Here is a 16388-nt window from a genome sequence, read left to right as displayed (position 1 = left end):
TTATCTTTTAGTTGCTTTAGGATCAAACTCAAACGTTTTTTAAATATCTTGATATGATCCTAAGACTGTTACTTCTATGTTGTTTACTCTCTCCAAGCCTAGTTAAGGCGATAGAGGTTTTAGACCTTTATGAGAGTACGCTCTATATCGATGATAAAACGCGTGCCAGTCGCGTAGATGCCAGTAAAGCGGCGCTTAATAATGTGATCAAAAAGCTCACAGGTAAGTCTGAAGTAAATTCACACCCTTTAATCCGCCAAGCAATGCGCTCAATTTCTGATTATATGTTGAAGTATGAGTATCTAGAAACGCGTGATGGTGAACTACAGATAAAAGTAAAATTCGAAGCGCAAAAAGTAGAAGAGTTAGTGCAAGATGCCAATCTACCTTTATGGGGTAATAGGCGACCAAAGATTGCCATTTGGCTTGCGATTGAAGATGGCTTTCGTCGAGATTTCGTGACCCAAGAAAGCTACCCTCAGTTAGAACGTCTTATTTATGATACGTCCCAGGATTGGGGCGTCCCAGTGGTTGTGCCACTAATGGATTTAGAAGATAGAAGCAAAGTCGGTATAGCTGAAGTGTGGGGGAATTTTTCAGAACCGGTTGAGATTGCGTCGATGCGTTATCAAGCAGAGCGCGTGATCACAGCGAGAATGTTCAAACCAGAAGCCAGTGATTTCTGGCAACTTGAGTGGCGCTATACCGATGCTGAATTATTTGAATCGAATCAATTGGTAGGCGACAAGCAGCAGGTACTGATTCAAATGGTTAATAATTTTTCTGATGCTTTGGTTAAGCAGTTTGCTATTGATCCAAATAAAACTTACGCATCAGCAAGCTCAGTACTGACAGTCGATAAACTCTCTGACTTTGTGACCATAGAGCAGGCGAGAAGGCAGCTTATTAGTATCAGTACCGTTGTTGAAGTTGACGTCATCGAACGCACGAACGATGCGGTAAAGTTTTTAGTTGAGCACACCTCTGATGTCACAGACTTAGTTAAAGCGATTAAACTTGAACAAAGCTTTACACCGTTTGTAGACCCAAGAGCTTTTTATCAACTTGAAGATAGCCACAACCTCAAGTATTCATGGGTAGGCGAATAATGCAACTAGAGCCAATGCAAATGGCTTTGCCAGTAACTTTACCTGATGATGAAACATTCAGTGCCTATTTTGGTGGGGAAGAGTCTCTTGAGGTGAACCACTTAAAGGCGACATTAGAAAATCGCAATGAAGATTTTCATTTTACTTATCTATGTGGCTTAGCTGATTCAGGAAAATCTCACTTACTCTATGCTACTTGCATTGCGGCACAAGAGTTAGGCTTATCGACTATGTTGTTGAGTCTTAGAGAAGTGATCAGTTTTGGCCCTGAAGTACTCGATGGCCTGGAGTCTTTAGATGTACTGTGTATAGATGACGTGCATTTAGTTGCTGGTGTTGATGTGTGGGAAAAAGCGCTATTTAACTTTTTCAATCGTTTTAATGAAAAAGGTAAGTGTTTAGTGGTCACGGCAGATTTACTGCCAGACATGCTACATATCAATTTACCTGATTTAGAGTCTCGTCTAAAGTGGGGCACAACTTTCCAAATTCGCTCTATGAGTGATGATGATAAAGCAGAAGCATTAGTTAAACGCGCTAACATGCGCGGTCTTGAGTTAACCGATGAATGTGCGCGCTTTTTACTAACCAGATTAAGCCGTGATATGCGCACTTTACTCGATATTTTAGACAGACTCGATCATGCATCCATGGCTGCACAAAGAAAACTCACAATTCCTTTCATAAAAGCCACTTTAAAACTGTAGAAGGGCTAGAATCCAGCCCTTGCTTTCAGTTATCATTGTCGATTAATAAACAGCAAATTACCTCAATAAAGATCAGGTAGAAAATGAACTTAGAGAATATCTTAGCCGAAGCGCTTGAAGCCGTTTCGAGCGCGAGCGAAATTGCGCATCTTGAAGATGTACGCGTAAAATACCTTGGTAAAAAAGGTGAGATCACAGGTCTTTTAAAGACTTTAGGTAAATTAGCACCAGAAGAGCGTAAAGACGCGGGTGCAGTGATCAACAAAGCTAAAACGCAAGTACAAGACGCAATCAACGAAAAGAGAGAAGCACTGGTTGCTGCTGAGCTTGAAAAGAAACTGGCTGCAGAAACAATTGATGTGACTTTACCAGGTCGAGTAATGCCGACAGGTGGCATTCACCCAGTAACTCGTACAATTGAAAGAATTGAAACTTTCTTTGGCGAGTTAGGTTTTGCTGTTAAATCTGGTCCTGAAGTTGAAGACGACTTCCACAACTTTGATGCACTAAATATTCCTGAGCATCACCCAGCACGAGCTGATCACGATACTTTCTACTTTAATCCTAAGTTAGTTTTACGTACGCAAACAAGTGGTGTACAGATCCGTACTATGGAAACTGAACAGCCACCGCTTCGTATTATCTCTCCTGGCCGTGTTTACCGTAACGACTACGACCAAACACACACGCCAATGTTCCACCAAGTTGAAGGCCTAATGGTTGATACTGATGTGAGCTTTACTGAACTGAAAGGTATTTTGCACGACTTCTTACGCAACTTCTTTGAAGAAGACATGGAAATCCGTTTCCGTCCTTCTTACTTCCCATTTACAGAGCCTTCAGCTGAAGTAGATGTAAAAGGTAAAAACGGTAAATGGTTAGAAGTATTAGGCTGCGGCATGGTGCATCCAAACGTACTCAAGTCTGTTGGCATCGACCCAGAAAAATACACTGGCTTTGCATTCGGCATGGGCGTTGAGCGTTTAACTATGCTTCGCTACGGTGTGAACGACTTACGTGCGTTCTTCGAAAATGACATGAAATTCCTAAACCAATTCAGATAAGAGCGAAAGAAATATGAAATTTAGTGAAAAGTGGTTACGTGAGTGGGTAAATCCAGCTATCGATACCGAGGCTCTTTCTGAACAACTTTCAATGGCTGGCCTTGAAGTTGATGGTGTGGATGCCGTTGCCGGAGACTTCAGTGGCGTTGTGATTGGTGAAGTGGTTGAGTGTGGTCAACACCCTGATGCTGACAAATTACGCGTAACAAAAATCAATGTAGGTGAAGACGAGCTGCTAGACATCGTGTGTGGTGCAGCAAACTGTCGCCAAGGCCTAAAAGTTGCAGTTGCTAAAGTTGGTGCGGTATTACCGGGTGACTTCAAAATTAAAAAGGCAAAGCTTCGAGGTCAACCTTCTCATGGTATGTTGTGTGCATTTGAAGAGCTAGGCATGGCTGAAAGCTCTGAAGGTATTTTAGAACTGCCAGCAGACGCACCAATTGGCCAATGTATTCGTGAATACTTTAACCTTGATGACGTGACAATCGACGTTGACCTAACAGCAAACCGCAGTGACTGTTTAGGCATTAAAGGTCTTGCACGTGAAGTGGGTGTATTGAACAGCCAAGACGTGACAGAAGTTGAGATTGCAGCTGTTGAGCCAACAATTGAAGATACGGTTAATATTGAGCTAGTGAACAGCCAAGCTTGTCCTCGTTACTTAGGCCGTATCATTAAAGGTATTAACCTTGAAGCGACAACACCGCTTTGGATGGTTGAAAAACTTCGTCGTTCTGGCGTACGTTCAATCGACCCAGTTGTTGACGTTACAAACTATGTGTTACTTGAGCTTGGTCACCCAATGCATGCATTTGATTTAGCAGCTATTGAAGGTGGTATTAAGGTTCGTAACGCAAACGAAAATGAAGAGCTAGTGTTACTTGACGGTAATACGGCAAAACTTAAGCCTTCAACGTTACTTATCGCGGATGATAATAAAGCGCTAGCAATGGCAGGTATTTTTGGTGGCGAAGGCTCAGGTGTTAAAGAAGGTACGCAAGACATCTTACTTGAAAGTGCATTCTTCGCACCACTGGCGATTGCAGGTCAAGCGCGTAGCTATGGCTTACACACAGATGCATCACACCGTTATGAACGTGGTGTTGACCCTAAACTGCAACGCGATGCTATGGAACGCGCAACAGCGTTACTTCTTGAGATTGTAGGTGGTGAAGCGGGTCCAGTTGTTGAAGCAGTATCTGAAGCAGACTTGCCTGCTGAGAAGTCAGTAACACTTCGTCGTGAGCGTTTAGACCGTGTTATCGGTTATCACATTGAAGATGCTAAGGTAACAGATATCCTAACTCGCTTAGGTCTAACGGTTGAATTTGCAAACGACACTTGGAACGCAAAAGTGCCAAGCTACCGTTTCGATATCAGCATCGAAGAAGACCTAATCGAAGAAGTGGCGCGTGTATTTGGTTATAACAACATTCCAAATGTAGCACCGACTGCAGCGCTTAAGATGACGACGCACCAAGAAGCTAAGCTTCCGGTTGCTAAATTCAGAAATGAGCTCGTTGCGCGTGGCTACCAAGAAGCGATTACTTACAGCTTCGTTGACCCTAAAGTACAGCAGCAACTTCACCCGCAAAGTGACGCGTTAGTCTTACCGCACCCAATTTCGATTGAAATGTCGGCAATGCGTGTAAGCTTACTGACAGGTTTAATCAATACGGTTGTATATAACCAAAACCGTCAGCAATCACGTTTACGCTTCTTTGAGCATGGCTTAAAGTTCTTAAAAGATGAGACTGCAGAAAACGGTGTGAGCCAAATCGCGGTTCTTGGTGGTATCATTTACGGTAATACCCATAACGAGCATTGGTCAATTGAGTCTAAGCCTGTTGATTTCTTTGACGCTAAAGGCGATGTAGAAGCGCTTATCGCTTTAACAAATGACGTAAGTCGTTTCTCGTTTAAAGCTGAAGCAAATGATGGTCTTCACCCAGGTCAATCTGCTGCAATTTACCTTGATGACAAGAAAGTTGGTTTTATTGGTGCTGTACACCCTCAGCTTCAAAAGTCCCTTGGTTTAAATAATGCGGCGTTTGTATTTGAAATTGAAGCAGATGCATTAGTTGCTCGTAAGCTGCCAGAAGCGGTTAGCGTGTCAAAATTCCCATCAAATCGCAGAGATATTGCTATTTTAGTTGCGGATGACGTAAAAATAGGCGATATTTTAAATAGCATTGAGAAAGTTGGCGGAAATCAATTAGTTGACCTAAACTTATTCGATGTGTACAAGGGCAAAGGTATTGAGCCAGGCTTTAAGAGCCTAGCGATAGCTCTTACATTGCAAGCTGCTGATAAAACGCTCGAAGAGAATGATATCAATACGCTTGTAGAAAACGTGGTGGCAGAACTTGCCAACAAATTTAATGCATCGTTGAGGGACTAGATATGGCGCTTACTAAAGCAGACATAGCTGAACACCTATTTGAAAAATTGGGGATGAACAAAAAGGATGCCAAAGACATAGTTGAAGCGTTTTTTGAAGAAATCCGCTCAGCGCTGGAAAAAGGAGAGCAGGTAAAGCTTTCTGGTTTTGGCAACTTTGATCTAAGAGACAAAAAAGAGAGACCAGGACGTAATCCTAAAACTGGAGAAGATATTCCAATCTCTGCGCGTCGTGTTGTAACTTTCCGCCCTGGGCAGAAGTTGAAGACACGTGTAGAAGTGGGAACAAGCAAAGAATAGCTGATCTAGTCTCACCTGATTTATAAAGAAAACCCTAGCGTAAGCTGGGGTTTTTTATTTTTTAAAAGCTAAAAGCTAAAAGCTAGAACATAGAATAACGAGCTATAAGAGTTGAATGACTAGAACAGACCTAAAATTCAGGCATAAAAAAACGCCTCATTAAGAGGCGCTTTTAGAATTTTGATAAATTAATCAATCAGGTCTTCAACACCAACGATCAACCAAGGTGCATCACCTTGAGTTTGGCGCTCTAAGTGCCAAATCTCATGAATTGGCTCTTCTTGATTGTCACCAAGGTCACGGTATTTACCTTTAAACATAATGCTCACTTCCCAAACATGTGGGTTCGTGTCTGCACGAACAAGTTGTGCATCAACAAACATTACTTCAGTTGCAACACTGTCATGTTGTTCACGTTCAGCTTTAAACTCTTCAACTAATGCTGGGCTTAGGTACTCAGCCATTTTGTTGTAGTCTTTGTCATTCCACGCTTGTTGTACTGTGTGGTAGTGGTCACGTGCGCCTTGTAAGAAGCCGTTAACATCGAAATCTTTAGGCAGGTTAAATGGCACATCATTTTGCTGTCCGAAACCACCCGAAGACTGAAGAGGCTGCTGCGATTGGAACTGCTGCGGCTGCTGTTGGAATTGTTGCTGCTGACCAAACTGAGGTCCACCTGCCATTTGTGGCTGCTGGCGCTTTGCCATCATGCCTTTAATTAGCTTGAAAATAACAAATGCTGCAATCGCTAGCAGGATCATTTCTAAGAACTGGAAGCCTTCAAAATCATCACCCATCATGGCTGCAATTAAACCACCAGCTAATAAACCACCAAGTACACCGGCCATAATGCCTTTCTTACTTGACTTGCCAGCTGTTTTGGCAGGAAGGCTTTTTGTATCAACTTGTTGTTTTTGCTGAGTAGTTGAAGTGCTGTGCGTTTTTCCTGATTTCTTTTTACCGAACTTCTTACGTGCTTCAGCATCGAAGCTAGTTGCGAATAAAAGTGAGATCAGTGAAAAAATAACGAGAAAGTTTTTCATACTATTCCTATTAAACTGAAATTTTGTTTAGTTTAAATAATGAATAGTTAAAGTTAAATAAAATTTTATAAAAAAGTACTTAAAGACAGCTTTAATCGAACTAAATGTCAGCAAATATGGAATTTAGTAACATTCAGTGATCCCCATATCGACGATCCGCTCTGTTTCACCACTGTTGTTGAATTGATATAGGCTTTTATTGATGTCGCCCAGCAATGTTCGCCAGCGAGAAGATTGCTTGCTCAATGCAAAATAGAGGTTATTGTACTGAAGCGAATGGGTTTCACGTTCTATATTCCTTAACAGGGTCGCTTTTTCTGGTCGTGGAAGTTCAGAGTAACTGACGGTGAATTTAAGCACTTTGGGGTCGCCAATGATTAGGTCAACACGTTTGCCAACCAATAACTTGACCAGTTGTAAGTCGTCGACAGCTTCAATTATAGTAAACTCATTGTTGTCCATCATGGCATCAAATTCAGGGGTATTTTGATACCCTCTGACAACTCCAATTTTTTGCCCTTTAAGTGACAGTAAGTTTCCGGTAAACCTATCAGCATCGCCTTTGCGTTTTAAAAAACCAATCTCCCCGCCGGGGAAGGGGTTTGAAAGCGCGAGAAGTTCACGCCTAGTTTTGCCCTCAACAGTGTCTGAAGGGGCTGAATCTTCAATGTAGTACTCAGGCATGAGAATATCAGCTTTGCCGAGCTCAGCGGCTCTTACAGCCCTAGCCCAAGGTAAAAACTCGATATAAACACTGTAACCTCTCTCAATAAGTAAAGCGACGGTAAATTGAAACACCCAGCCTTTATTACATAGTTGGTTACCAATATAAGGCGGCCAATCAAGTGTTACGATGTGAACAGGTTCTGAGTCATTAGCATTAAACAACAAGCCATTTTTGTATGTTTTGCCTTGAATAACTTGATAGATGTTATCTTTGAAGTAGCCAACATTCATGCCGGCAACAGCATTGGCACTAAAAAGGAGAAGTATAAAAATAAATAGTCGCATGAAGGCGTTAGTTTGATAAAAACTTAATTCTAAGTTTAGGAAGCCCAGATGAAAACGCAAAGGCAAAAACAAAGAAAGCCGACAATTGTCGGCTTTCCTATGTGTCAAAAAGTCAGCAATTGAATTACTGAACTAATTCTTGATCGCTGAACTTGTCTGCAAATAGAGGGCTTGATAGGTAACGCTCTGTTGCACTTGGTAAAATAACAACAATGTTTTTATCAGCGTTCTCAGGCTTCTCAGCAAGGCGTTTAGCTGCAACAACAGCAGCACCTGAAGAAATACCCACTAGGATACCTTCATCACGCATTAGTTGGTGTGCCATTTCAATTGCATCTTCATTTGAAACTAGCTCAGTACCATCAATAAGTTCTAGGTCAAGGTTACCTGGGATGAAACCAGCACCAATACCTTGGATTTTGTGAGGACCAGGCTTAACTTCTTCACCTGCAAGTGTTTGCGTGATAACTGGAGAATCAACAGGCTCAACCGCGATAGCTTTTACATCAAGACCTTTTTCTTGCTTAAGGTAACGTGTAGTACCAGAAATTGTACCACCCGTACCAACACCAGCAACGAAGAAGTCAACTTTACCTTCCATCGCTTCAAAAATCTCAGGACCTGTCGTTTCGAAGTGAATTTTCGGGTTAGCTGGGTTCTCGAATTGCTGAAGTAATACGTATTTTTCTGGATCGCTCGCTAGGATCTCATTCGCTTTTTCGATAGCACCTTTCATGCCTTTAGCGCCTTCAGTCAGAACTAAGTTAGCACCTAACGCTTTAAGTAGCTTACGACGCTCAAGGCTCATTGTGTTTGGCATAGTTAGGGTTAATTTATAACCACGAGATGCGGCAACAAACGCAAGTGCGATACCTGTGTTACCAGATGTTGGCTCGATGATTTCTTTGCCTTCAGTTAAAGTGCCTGCTTTTTCAGCTTCCCAGATCATTGAAGCGCCAATACGACACTTAACACTGAAGCTTGGGTTACGTGCTTCAACTTTAGCGAAAACGTTACCACCCGTTACACGGTTTAATTTAACGATCGGAGTGTTGCCAATAGTTAGGCTATTATCTGCAAAGATTTTAGACATTGTGTTCTCTTTCATGATCTAGATTTAATTAGTGTTCACTTTACTGAGGTCGGGCAAAAACAGAAGGAAAGATTGGCTATAAGATATATCAAATATGCTTATAGCCGAAAAGTATAAAAAGTTTGTTTTATATGCTTTACATTACATTAACCAAGCATAGCTAAACTTCATAAAGAAAGTCTTTGAATCCTTTGTAATTTCTTTTAATTCATCATCTTGATAGCCACTATCAGAGAAGCCGGCAAAGAACACGGTTTGAGGGTTTAACTTATAAGAATAAAGTAGCTGTGTGCTTAATCCTTTATAAGTGGCATCAACCGAGTCAATGTAATTACTTGGGTTGCGTTCAATGTCTGTTTTAATCACAGCTAATCTTAAATAGCTATTTAAATTAAACTGATAGGTCATTCGTACATCAGTCAAATTGGCAGTGAATACATCAGCCCCATCAGCTTCTAATGTTTGATAAGTATGTCTGAATCGCAGTTCAAAATGCTTGCCTAAATTCAAATTAATGACAGGACGTACCCTGAACTGTTCACCTAGACGGTTGTTAGCAAGGTCAACTTTGTTACCAGTGCTAATATTAAGGCTGGTAAAGACACCAGATACCGGCTTCATTTCCATATAGGTCCACAGGTTGTTTTCGGTGAACAAGTCTGTGTTTCCGTCAATGGCAAGACTCGCTTCATTATGGCGAAGACCAGTGCGTTTTCTGTGTTCTACACCTGTATTAATATGACTTTGCAGTGGACCATTTATAGAGAAGTTAGTTTGTACTTCTTTCTCTAACAACTCGTCATTGTCGTTATGCGTAATGTCCCAATCCGTGTACCAATTAGCACGGTTCCACCAAGTGTTTTCATCGCCATACCAGCGATACTCATAACCGGCCAAAAACTTATTGAAGTCGATTTGTGACATAAAACCTAAATCAGAACGCAGGCCTTTATCTCGGTATTGATAGCTGGTAAAAGCACGCCAATGCTTTTCGTTATGCTCATAATTTAATAAGTAACCCAGCCCTTTAGTATCTTCTTTATTAAGCACACGCAATGTACTTTCATTTAAGTCACAATCAGAATTGATTTTGCATTCTGGTTGAGATGGCTTTTGACAGTCACCTTGTTCACCATTACAGAGTTCATCAACAAAAGCTTGCGTATAGTCGGTATCAGAAAGTAACACTTGAGCTTTGAAAATATCGTTATTGGTAAGCTTATACTTGCTGTCTAAGCTAACAACTTGGTTACTATAATCATCACTTTGCCTTGCCGTTGTTGTGGTACCGACAGATAACGTATTATTAAAGTCATAGCGGTACCTTAATGCTAAGTTCTCGCTTTTTTGGTCAAATGAAACAACGCGAGAGCCTAAGTTACCCGGGATCATCACATTTAGCTTTTCATCGTTAGCGATGAAGGCACCGACAGTATGACCTTGCTTATTACTGGTAAACTTCATGCCATAATCAGGTGCAGCAATGTTTCTAGTGTGAATAAGGTTTAAATGTGACGAGAAGTAGTCTGCATTATCTAAAAAGAAAGCCCGCTTCTCAGGAAAGAATAAACTAAAGCTATTGTTAACACTCAACTGGCCTGTATCGGCTTCTACTTGAGAAAAATCAGGATTTAGAGTCGCATTAAGTGTCATATCAGGGGTGATAGCCCACTTTACATCTAAGCTTGGCTCGACATTATCGTCATCAATCCATTCTCCAGCTTCATTACCATCAATATCACGTGTTTGTTCTTTACCGGCAACCAGAGAGGGAATAAGTGCAAAATTGTTGCCTTGTTTGGCTTGCTCAAAGCCTGTGTATTCAGGCATTTGGCAGATCCAACAATTATTGGCATGTTCAATTTGCATACTCGAAATACGAAGACGTTGGTCTCGTGGGTAGAACCTTAAAAACTCCATCGCCATGGTTTTTGTATCTATACTGTCATCAAAGTTCAAAACCCTTAAAGGAATTTCAACCTCCACGTAATAACCACCCTCATGGATGGTCCCAGCGCTATCCCAAATACCATTCCAAGAGCTATTTTCGCTTTTCGTTAGTTCATTTTCGATAGAGTCTTGTTGTACGCCGAGCGGGTTAATAAATAATTGATAAGCACTCAAGCTATTGTTAAATGAATCAATTTTGATACCAACAAGGTCATCATTCCATGCACTGTCACGGTCTCGATAGAAGGCGCGGATAAGTTCAGGGTTCGGGTCTTTTGCATCGAAAGCAATGAATAATGAGGTACCATTTTCAAATACGTAAGCCGTTGTTTCAATTGGACTCGCAATGTTTTCTTGCGGCCATGTAACATTGTTAATGGTTATTTTTTTAGCTTGTTGCCAAACGGCTTCGTCAAGTTTGCCATCTATTTCAGCCTTAGCGTTAACAAAAGGCAGTGACTCAGAAGCAATTGATTGACTAGAAGCAGCGAGTAATGCTGCACTGATAATCGACAGAGAAGTTTTTAACATTATTGCGGTAATTTGTAACACCAGAAATTAGCATAAATTAAATAGCACTCGAGGTTTGTTAACAATACATAATCGTTAGAGGCACTTATTTTTAAGTTAAGTGCGTACAGAATGTACCTAATTTGGTAATAGTGATGAAGAATAACGAATTTATAACAAATTCGTTGTAAAACATGTTAAAACGGCGCATCGTTTTTATCAGGGATAATTTATGTCGTTAATTTTGAAGTTACTTGCCGGTATCGCCGCAGGTATTGTGGTGGGCTCATATCTACCTTTACCGCTAGTAGAGCTACTTTACACATTTAAAGTGATTGTAGGTCAATTAATCAGTTTTACCATTCCTTTAATTATCTTGTTTTTTATTGCCTCAGGTATCGCAGGTTTACCTAAAGGTGCAGGACATCTTTTAGGTAAAACAGTCGGCTTTGCTTATGGCTCAACTATTTTAGCGGGCACCTTAGCCTTTTTGTTGGTAAACGCATTTGTGCCATTTTTCGAAGGTACAACGACTTACCAAGCCGTTCAGGCGACTGAGCTGAAAAGCTTTATTAATATTGAAATCCCACCTTTGATGGGCGTAATGACTGCGCTGGCAGCTGCATTCATATTTGGTATTGGTATTAGTCAACTGGCATTGAAAGACTTACAGAATGTGGTTGATCAAGGCCGTGACGTTATTGATGCCTTGCTGGCAAAAGTAATTATTCCTGCTCTTCCTTTTTACATTGCGGGTGTATTCGCTGAAATGGCGGTTGCAGGCACAGTGGCTGATACTTTGAGCACGTTTGGTATTGTTTTAGTTGCTGCAGTTGTGATGCACTGGTTGTGGTTATCTGTTTTATTTATTGGTTCGGGTATTTTGTTAAAGCGTAGCCCAATTGAATTAGTCAAAAACATGTTACCAGCCTATTTTACTGCGATAGGTACTATGTCTAGTGCTGCGACAATTCCTGTATCTTTACGAGCGAGTAAGGCCAATGGCGTAAAAGATGAGGTTGCTAACTTCTCTGTGCCCCTGTGCGCGACGATTCATTTATCTGGCTCAACAATTACGATCGTGACTTGTGCAATGGCGGTGATGTTACTGTCACCAGAAATGTCAATGCCAAGTATTACCAGTATTTTGCCATTTATCTTTATGTTAGGTGTGGTGATGATCGCGGCGCCTGGCGCGCCGGGTGGAGCGGTAATGTCGGCTCTGGGTTTACTGACTTCAATGCTTGGTTTCTCAGAGGGAGCAGTTGCACTTATGATTGCACTCTACCTTGCTCAAGATAGCTTTGGTACAGCTTGTAATGTCACCGGTGATGGTGTGATTGCCTTATGGGTAAATAAGTTCTCAGAGCAGAGTAAATAACCTAACAATTATTTGTTTTTGAATACCAAAAGGTCAGGAGTCACATTCTGGCCTTTTTTGGTTCTTTAGTATGGTTTTTTAACTAATACAAAAGTTTAATCGTTATTTTTTACATAATTATGTGTTAACCTCGAACTGCTATTTTTAGTGATTGCGATTACCAAATTTTCTGTGAGGGTGTGCCATTGATTAATGTGTTATTAGTTGATGATCATGAGTTAGTTAGAACCGGCATCAAACGAATTCTCGATGATGTTCGTGGCTTTAAAGTCATCGGCGAAGCTAAAACGGGTGAAGAGGCAGTTAAATTTTGCCGTGACAATAACCCTGATATTGTATTAATGGACATGAATATGCCGGGGATTGGCGGTCTTGAGGCGACGAAAAAGATTTGTCGATACAACCCTGATATTAAGGTAATTGTATTAACGGTTCATTGTGAAGATCCGTTCCCAAGCAAAGTGATGCAAGTGGGTGCACAGGGCTACTTGACCAAAGGGACGGGCTCTGACGAAATGATCAATGCCATTCGTGCTGTAAATTCAGGGCAGCGATATATCGCGCCTGAAATTGCTCAACAAATTGCGCTTGCGCAGTTTAGTGGTCGTAATGATGAGAACCCATTTCAGTCTTTGTCTGAACGTGAACTGCAAATCATGCTGATGATCACCAAAGGTGAAAAAGCACAAGATATTGCAGACAGACTTAACTTAAGTTCGAAAACAGTGAACAGCTATCGTTATCGAATGTTTGAAAAATTAAATGTTGGCGGTGATGTAGAGCTGACACATTTGGCCATTCGCCATAAAATGATCGATATAGACACATCGAACTAATCATTTTTAATGGCAGTATTTGATTCAAAAGCCTTTTTAAAAACATTATCTACAGAACCTGGTGTTTATCGTATGTACGATGCGCAGCATCAGGTTATTTATGTTGGTAAGGCGAAAAACTTAAAAAAACGTGTTTCGAGTTACTTTCGAAGCAACATTCCCGACGCTAAAACCCGAGTACTGGTAAGTAACATTGCCAATATAGAGGTAACGCTCACCAATACTGAAACCGAAGCACTTCTTCTCGAAAACAACCTCATTAAACAGTATCAACCTAGATACAACATCTTATTGAGAGATGATAAATCTTATCCTTATATTTTCTTAAGCGGGCATAAACATCCCAGATTAGCTTTTCACCGAGGAAGCCGAAAACAAAAAGGGGATTACTTTGGCCCTTACCCGAGCAGTGCAGCCGTGTCTGAAAGTCTGCGCTTAATGCAAAAGATTTTCCCCGTGCGCCAATGTGAAGATGCGTATTACCGTGCCCGCAGTCGTCCATGTCTGCAATACCAATTAAAGCGTTGTTCTGCGCCTTGTGTGGGAAAAGTCTCTGATGGTGAATATAAAGAGCAGGTTGAACTGGTAAAACAATTCTTATCAGGTAAATCACATCAAGTTATCGCAACCTTAGTTGAAAAGATGGAGCAGGCCAGTATGGCCTTGAATTTTGAACTCGCCGCAAAAGTACGAGATCAAATTGCAATTTTAAGACAAATGCAAGAGCAGCAGTTTGTGGCCGGTAACCTAGGCGAAATAGACATAGTTGGTTTCCAGCAGCAAAACGGCATTTGTGCCATTCACCTATTAATGGTGCGAGACCATAAAGTATTGGGTAGTAAAACTTATTTCCCTAAGGTACCTAAAGACTCGCAGCAAGACGAAATTGTCACGTCATTTATTGGACAATACTATGTAGGCGCGGGTACACAACGACAGATCCCAAAAGAAATCGTATTGCCTTTTGAACTACAAGAGCAAATCGAACTCATCAATGCGCTATCGCAACTGGCTGATAAAAAAGTGGAGTTAAAGGCATCGGTGCGTTCTGAACGTGCGCAGTACCTCGCACTTGCAAATAAAAACGCTTTAAATAGCATTGTTGTAAAACAAAACGCGCAAGATTCGATTACTAAACGCTATGCGTTATTAAAAGAAGCATTACAACTTAGCGATATCAATCGCATGGAATGTTTCGATATCAGTCATACTATGGGTGAAAATACCATTGCTTCATGTGTGGTATTTGATGGTAGTGGACCAAATAATAAAGAATATCGTCGCTACAACGTCACGGGGATCACACCTGGTGATGACTATGCTGCAATGGCATTTGCCTTGAATAAGCGCTATGGCAAGTTAAAAGATGAAGAAAAAATTCCAGACGTTATTTTTATAGATGGTGGTAAGGGTCAGCTTAATAAAGCAGAAGCATTTTTTGAAGATTGGCCGCACAGCAAAATGCCATTATTAGTTGGTGTTGCGAAAGGCACAAGCCGAAAGCCCGGTCTTGAGACTTTACTCATAGATGGCGGCAGACGAACCGTGAATCTGGATTCTGATTCACCTGCTTTACATCTAATTCAGCATATACGTGACGAATCACACCGTTTTGCCATAGCAGGACATAGAAATAAACGGCAAAAACAGCGAACTCAATCTCTGTTAGAAGAAATAGAAGGAGTAGGGCAGAAACGTCGACAAGCCTTGTTAAAATACTTAGGTGGTATGCAAGGTGTAAAATCGGCTACTATAGCGCAGTTAAATCAAGTGCCTGGGATCAGCCAAGATATGGCTGAAAAGATATTTAATCATTTGCATGACAAAGCCTAATTGATCATGCAACACTATAAAAAAAGATACACAAAGTAGTTATGTGGAATATTCCTAATACCTTAACAACATTTAGATTGTTACTTATCCCTGTTTTTGCAGTGGTGTTTTATTTGCCTTACTCATGGGCTTTTTTTGCTGCCGCCTTTATTTTCTGGCTAGCATCGGTAACCGATATTCTTGATGGCTACTTGGCACGAAAACTCGATCAATCAACGCCTTTTGGGGCGTTCTTAGATCCTGTTGCAGATAAAGTTATGGTCAGTGTGGCTCTCGTTGTTTTAGCCACTCACTATCAAAACATTTTTATTACTTTGGCTGCGCTTATCATTATAAGCCGCGAAATTGTGATATCAGCACTAAGAGAGTGGATGGCCGAGCAAGGTAAACGTGGCAATGTAGCAGTGAGTAATATGGGTAAGTTTAAAACTGCTGCACAAATGTTAGCCATTATTGGTTTGATTTGGCAACATGCGCCTTGGATGACCATGTTAAGTTATGCCCTTTTGGCGATTGCAACGCTATTAACTGTGACGTCAATGCTGGCATATTTGAATGCGGCAAAGTCTGAATTGATTAAATCTTGATATTTTACGGCTATATAGGCAGCAGTTTAGATAAAAATTGAGCAAACGATTAAAAACATTCATTTTTTATATTGACGCATTATTAAAGATCTGTAGAATGCGTCCGTGTTGAGAGGGCAGCATGCCTCAAAACGATAAAAGAAGTGAGTGAATAACTTACTTTGGAATGCGAGTATAGCTCAGCTGGTAGAGCGCGACCTTGCCAAGGTCGAGGTCACGAGTTCGAACCTCGTTACTCGCTCCAATCTTTTATACGTCGGCGGAATGGCAGAGTGGCCATGCAGCGGATTGCAAATCCGTCTACCTCGGTTCGACTCCGGGTTCCGCCTCCATTTCTCAACACTCCACATGCGTAAGCAGCCCGATGCCCGGGTGGTGGAATTGGTAGACACAAGGGATTTAAAATCCCTCGTCAGTAATGACGTGCCGGTTCAAGTCCGGCCCCGGGCACCATTGATTTTAGAATCAATTAAATGCGAGTATAACTCAGCTAATAAAAGTTAAAGGCAAACTTTTGTGTTATTAAGCTGGATTAAAAAGCAACATGGAACGCGAGTATAGCTC

General features: G+C 41.2%; 13 protein-coding genes and 3 tRNA genes. 12 read left to right on the top strand and 4 right to left on the bottom strand.

Translation table 11 applies throughout. The features are described 5' to 3' along the window. Positions 1–53 precede the first annotated feature (53 nt). From C1E24_RS01380 to ihfA, 5 genes are all read left to right on the top strand, one after another. On the top strand, positions 54–1109 hold the full coding sequence (locus tag C1E24_RS01380; RefSeq protein ID WP_138478045.1) for a DUF2066 domain-containing protein: 1056 nt from the start codon (positions 54–56) through the stop codon (positions 1107–1109). Next, a complete protein-coding gene (hda, locus tag C1E24_RS01375) occupies positions 1106–1816 on the top strand; it encodes a DnaA inactivator Hda (RefSeq protein WP_171040717.1) in 711 nt (236 codons plus the stop codon). Before C1E24_RS01380 ends, hda begins: the two co-directional genes overlap by 4 nt. A gap of 83 nt (positions 1817–1899) precedes the next feature. Beyond that, positions 1900–2880 carry a phenylalanine--tRNA ligase subunit alpha gene (pheS, locus tag C1E24_RS01370; RefSeq protein WP_058030551.1) on the top strand — a complete coding sequence of 327 codons (981 nt, stop codon included), beginning with the start codon at positions 1900–1902 and terminating at the stop codon, positions 2878–2880. A 13-nt stretch (positions 2881–2893) separates the two neighbouring features. After that, positions 2894–5281, top strand: a complete 2388-nt coding sequence (pheT, locus tag C1E24_RS01365; protein WP_138478043.1) for a phenylalanine--tRNA ligase subunit beta — start codon at positions 2894–2896, stop codon at positions 5279–5281. 2 nt (positions 5282–5283) lie between these two features. Next, the gene (gene ihfA / locus C1E24_RS01360; RefSeq protein ID WP_058030549.1) at positions 5284–5580 is read left to right on the top strand and encodes an integration host factor subunit alpha; all 297 of its coding nucleotides are present in this window, start codon (positions 5284–5286) and stop codon (positions 5578–5580) included. A 188-nt stretch (positions 5581–5768) separates the two neighbouring features. Here ihfA and C1E24_RS01355 read toward each other — a convergent pair whose 3' ends face one another. The 4 genes from C1E24_RS01355 to C1E24_RS01340 all read right to left on the bottom strand — a co-directional run bounded on the left by C1E24_RS01355 (position 5769) and on the right by C1E24_RS01340 (position 11208). Beyond that, entirely contained in the window at positions 5769–6623 is an 855-nt protein-coding gene (locus tag C1E24_RS01355; RefSeq protein ID WP_138478041.1) for a Tim44 domain-containing protein, read from the bottom strand. Positions 6624–6746: 123 nt separating this feature from the next. After that, the gene (locus C1E24_RS01350) at positions 6747–7634 is read right to left on the bottom strand and encodes a substrate-binding periplasmic protein (protein ID WP_138478039.1); all 888 of its coding nucleotides are present in this window, start codon (positions 7632–7634) and stop codon (positions 6747–6749) included. 124 nt (positions 7635–7758) lie between these two features. Then, positions 7759–8727 (bottom strand): cysteine synthase A, encoded by a 969-nt coding sequence (gene cysK, locus C1E24_RS01345; RefSeq protein WP_130256988.1) that lies wholly within the window; start codon positions 8725–8727, stop codon positions 7759–7761. Positions 8728–8868: 141 nt separating this feature from the next. Next, positions 8869–11208 (bottom strand): carbohydrate binding family 9 domain-containing protein, encoded by a 2340-nt coding sequence (locus tag C1E24_RS01340; RefSeq protein WP_138478037.1) that lies wholly within the window; start codon positions 11206–11208, stop codon positions 8869–8871. A gap of 211 nt (positions 11209–11419) precedes the next feature. On the opposite strand from C1E24_RS01340, the gene C1E24_RS01335 reads away from it, so the two are divergent. The 7 genes from C1E24_RS01335 (at position 11420) to C1E24_RS01305 (ending at position 16277) form a co-directional block, all read left to right on the top strand. Then, on the top strand, positions 11420–12568 hold the full coding sequence (locus C1E24_RS01335) for a dicarboxylate/amino acid:cation symporter (RefSeq protein WP_138478035.1): 1149 nt from the start codon (positions 11420–11422) through the stop codon (positions 12566–12568). A gap of 185 nt (positions 12569–12753) precedes the next feature. Continuing rightward, the gene (gene uvrY / locus C1E24_RS01330; protein WP_058030543.1) at positions 12754–13404 is read left to right on the top strand and encodes a UvrY/SirA/GacA family response regulator transcription factor; all 651 of its coding nucleotides are present in this window, start codon (positions 12754–12756) and stop codon (positions 13402–13404) included. A gap of 9 nt (positions 13405–13413) precedes the next feature. After that, positions 13414–15237: an excinuclease ABC subunit UvrC gene (gene uvrC / locus C1E24_RS01325; protein WP_138478033.1), complete on the top strand. Its 1824-nt coding sequence runs from the start codon at positions 13414–13416 to the stop codon at positions 15235–15237. Between the two features lie 41 nt (positions 15238–15278). Next, on the top strand, positions 15279–15824 hold the full coding sequence (gene pgsA / locus C1E24_RS01320; RefSeq protein ID WP_138478031.1) for a CDP-diacylglycerol--glycerol-3-phosphate 3-phosphatidyltransferase: 546 nt from the start codon (positions 15279–15281) through the stop codon (positions 15822–15824). Positions 15825–15992: 168 nt separating this feature from the next. Continuing rightward, a tRNA-Gly gene (locus tag C1E24_RS01315) sits at positions 15993–16068 on the top strand. Positions 16069–16082: 14 nt separating this feature from the next. Continuing rightward, a tRNA-Cys gene (locus tag C1E24_RS01310) sits at positions 16083–16156 on the top strand. A gap of 34 nt (positions 16157–16190) precedes the next feature. Continuing rightward, positions 16191–16277, top strand: a tRNA-Leu gene (locus C1E24_RS01305). Positions 16278–16388 lie beyond the last annotated feature (111 nt).

It is taken from the genome of Pseudoalteromonas phenolica (genome assembly GCF_005876835.1).
In the GTDB taxonomy this organism is placed as follows: domain Bacteria; phylum Pseudomonadota; class Gammaproteobacteria; order Enterobacterales; family Alteromonadaceae; genus Pseudoalteromonas; species Pseudoalteromonas phenolica_B.
The sequence above is the reverse complement of the archived record's forward strand: the minus strand, read 5'-3'. Positions and strand labels throughout refer to the sequence as shown.

Excerpts from the sequence above, each read along its gene's own strand:
- ihfA (WP_058030549.1), top strand. The coding sequence starts at position 5,284 with ATGGCGCTTACTAAAGCAGACATAGCTGAACACCTATTTGAAAAATTG.
- cysK (WP_130256988.1), bottom strand. The coding sequence starts at position 8,727 with ATGTCTAAAATCTTTGCAGATAATAGCCTAACTATTGGCAACACTCCG.
- C1E24_RS01335 (WP_138478035.1), top strand. The coding sequence starts at position 11,420 with ATGTCGTTAATTTTGAAGTTACTTGCCGGTATCGCCGCAGGTATTGTG.
- C1E24_RS01340 (WP_138478037.1), bottom strand. The coding sequence starts at position 11,208 with ATGTTAAAAACTTCTCTGTCGATTATCAGTGCAGCATTACTCGCTGCT.
- pheT (WP_138478043.1), top strand. The coding sequence starts at position 2,894 with ATGAAATTTAGTGAAAAGTGGTTACGTGAGTGGGTAAATCCAGCTATC.
- pgsA (WP_138478031.1), top strand. The coding sequence starts at position 15,279 with ATGTGGAATATTCCTAATACCTTAACAACATTTAGATTGTTACTTATC.
- C1E24_RS01355 (WP_138478041.1), bottom strand. The coding sequence starts at position 6,623 with ATGAAAAACTTTCTCGTTATTTTTTCACTGATCTCACTTTTATTCGCA.
- C1E24_RS01380 (WP_138478045.1), top strand. The coding sequence starts at position 54 with ATGATCCTAAGACTGTTACTTCTATGTTGTTTACTCTCTCCAAGCCTA.
- uvrC (WP_138478033.1), top strand. The coding sequence starts at position 13,414 with ATGGCAGTATTTGATTCAAAAGCCTTTTTAAAAACATTATCTACAGAA.
- pheS (WP_058030551.1), top strand. The coding sequence starts at position 1,900 with ATGAACTTAGAGAATATCTTAGCCGAAGCGCTTGAAGCCGTTTCGAGC.
- C1E24_RS01350 (WP_138478039.1), bottom strand. The coding sequence starts at position 7,634 with ATGCGACTATTTATTTTTATACTTCTCCTTTTTAGTGCCAATGCTGTT.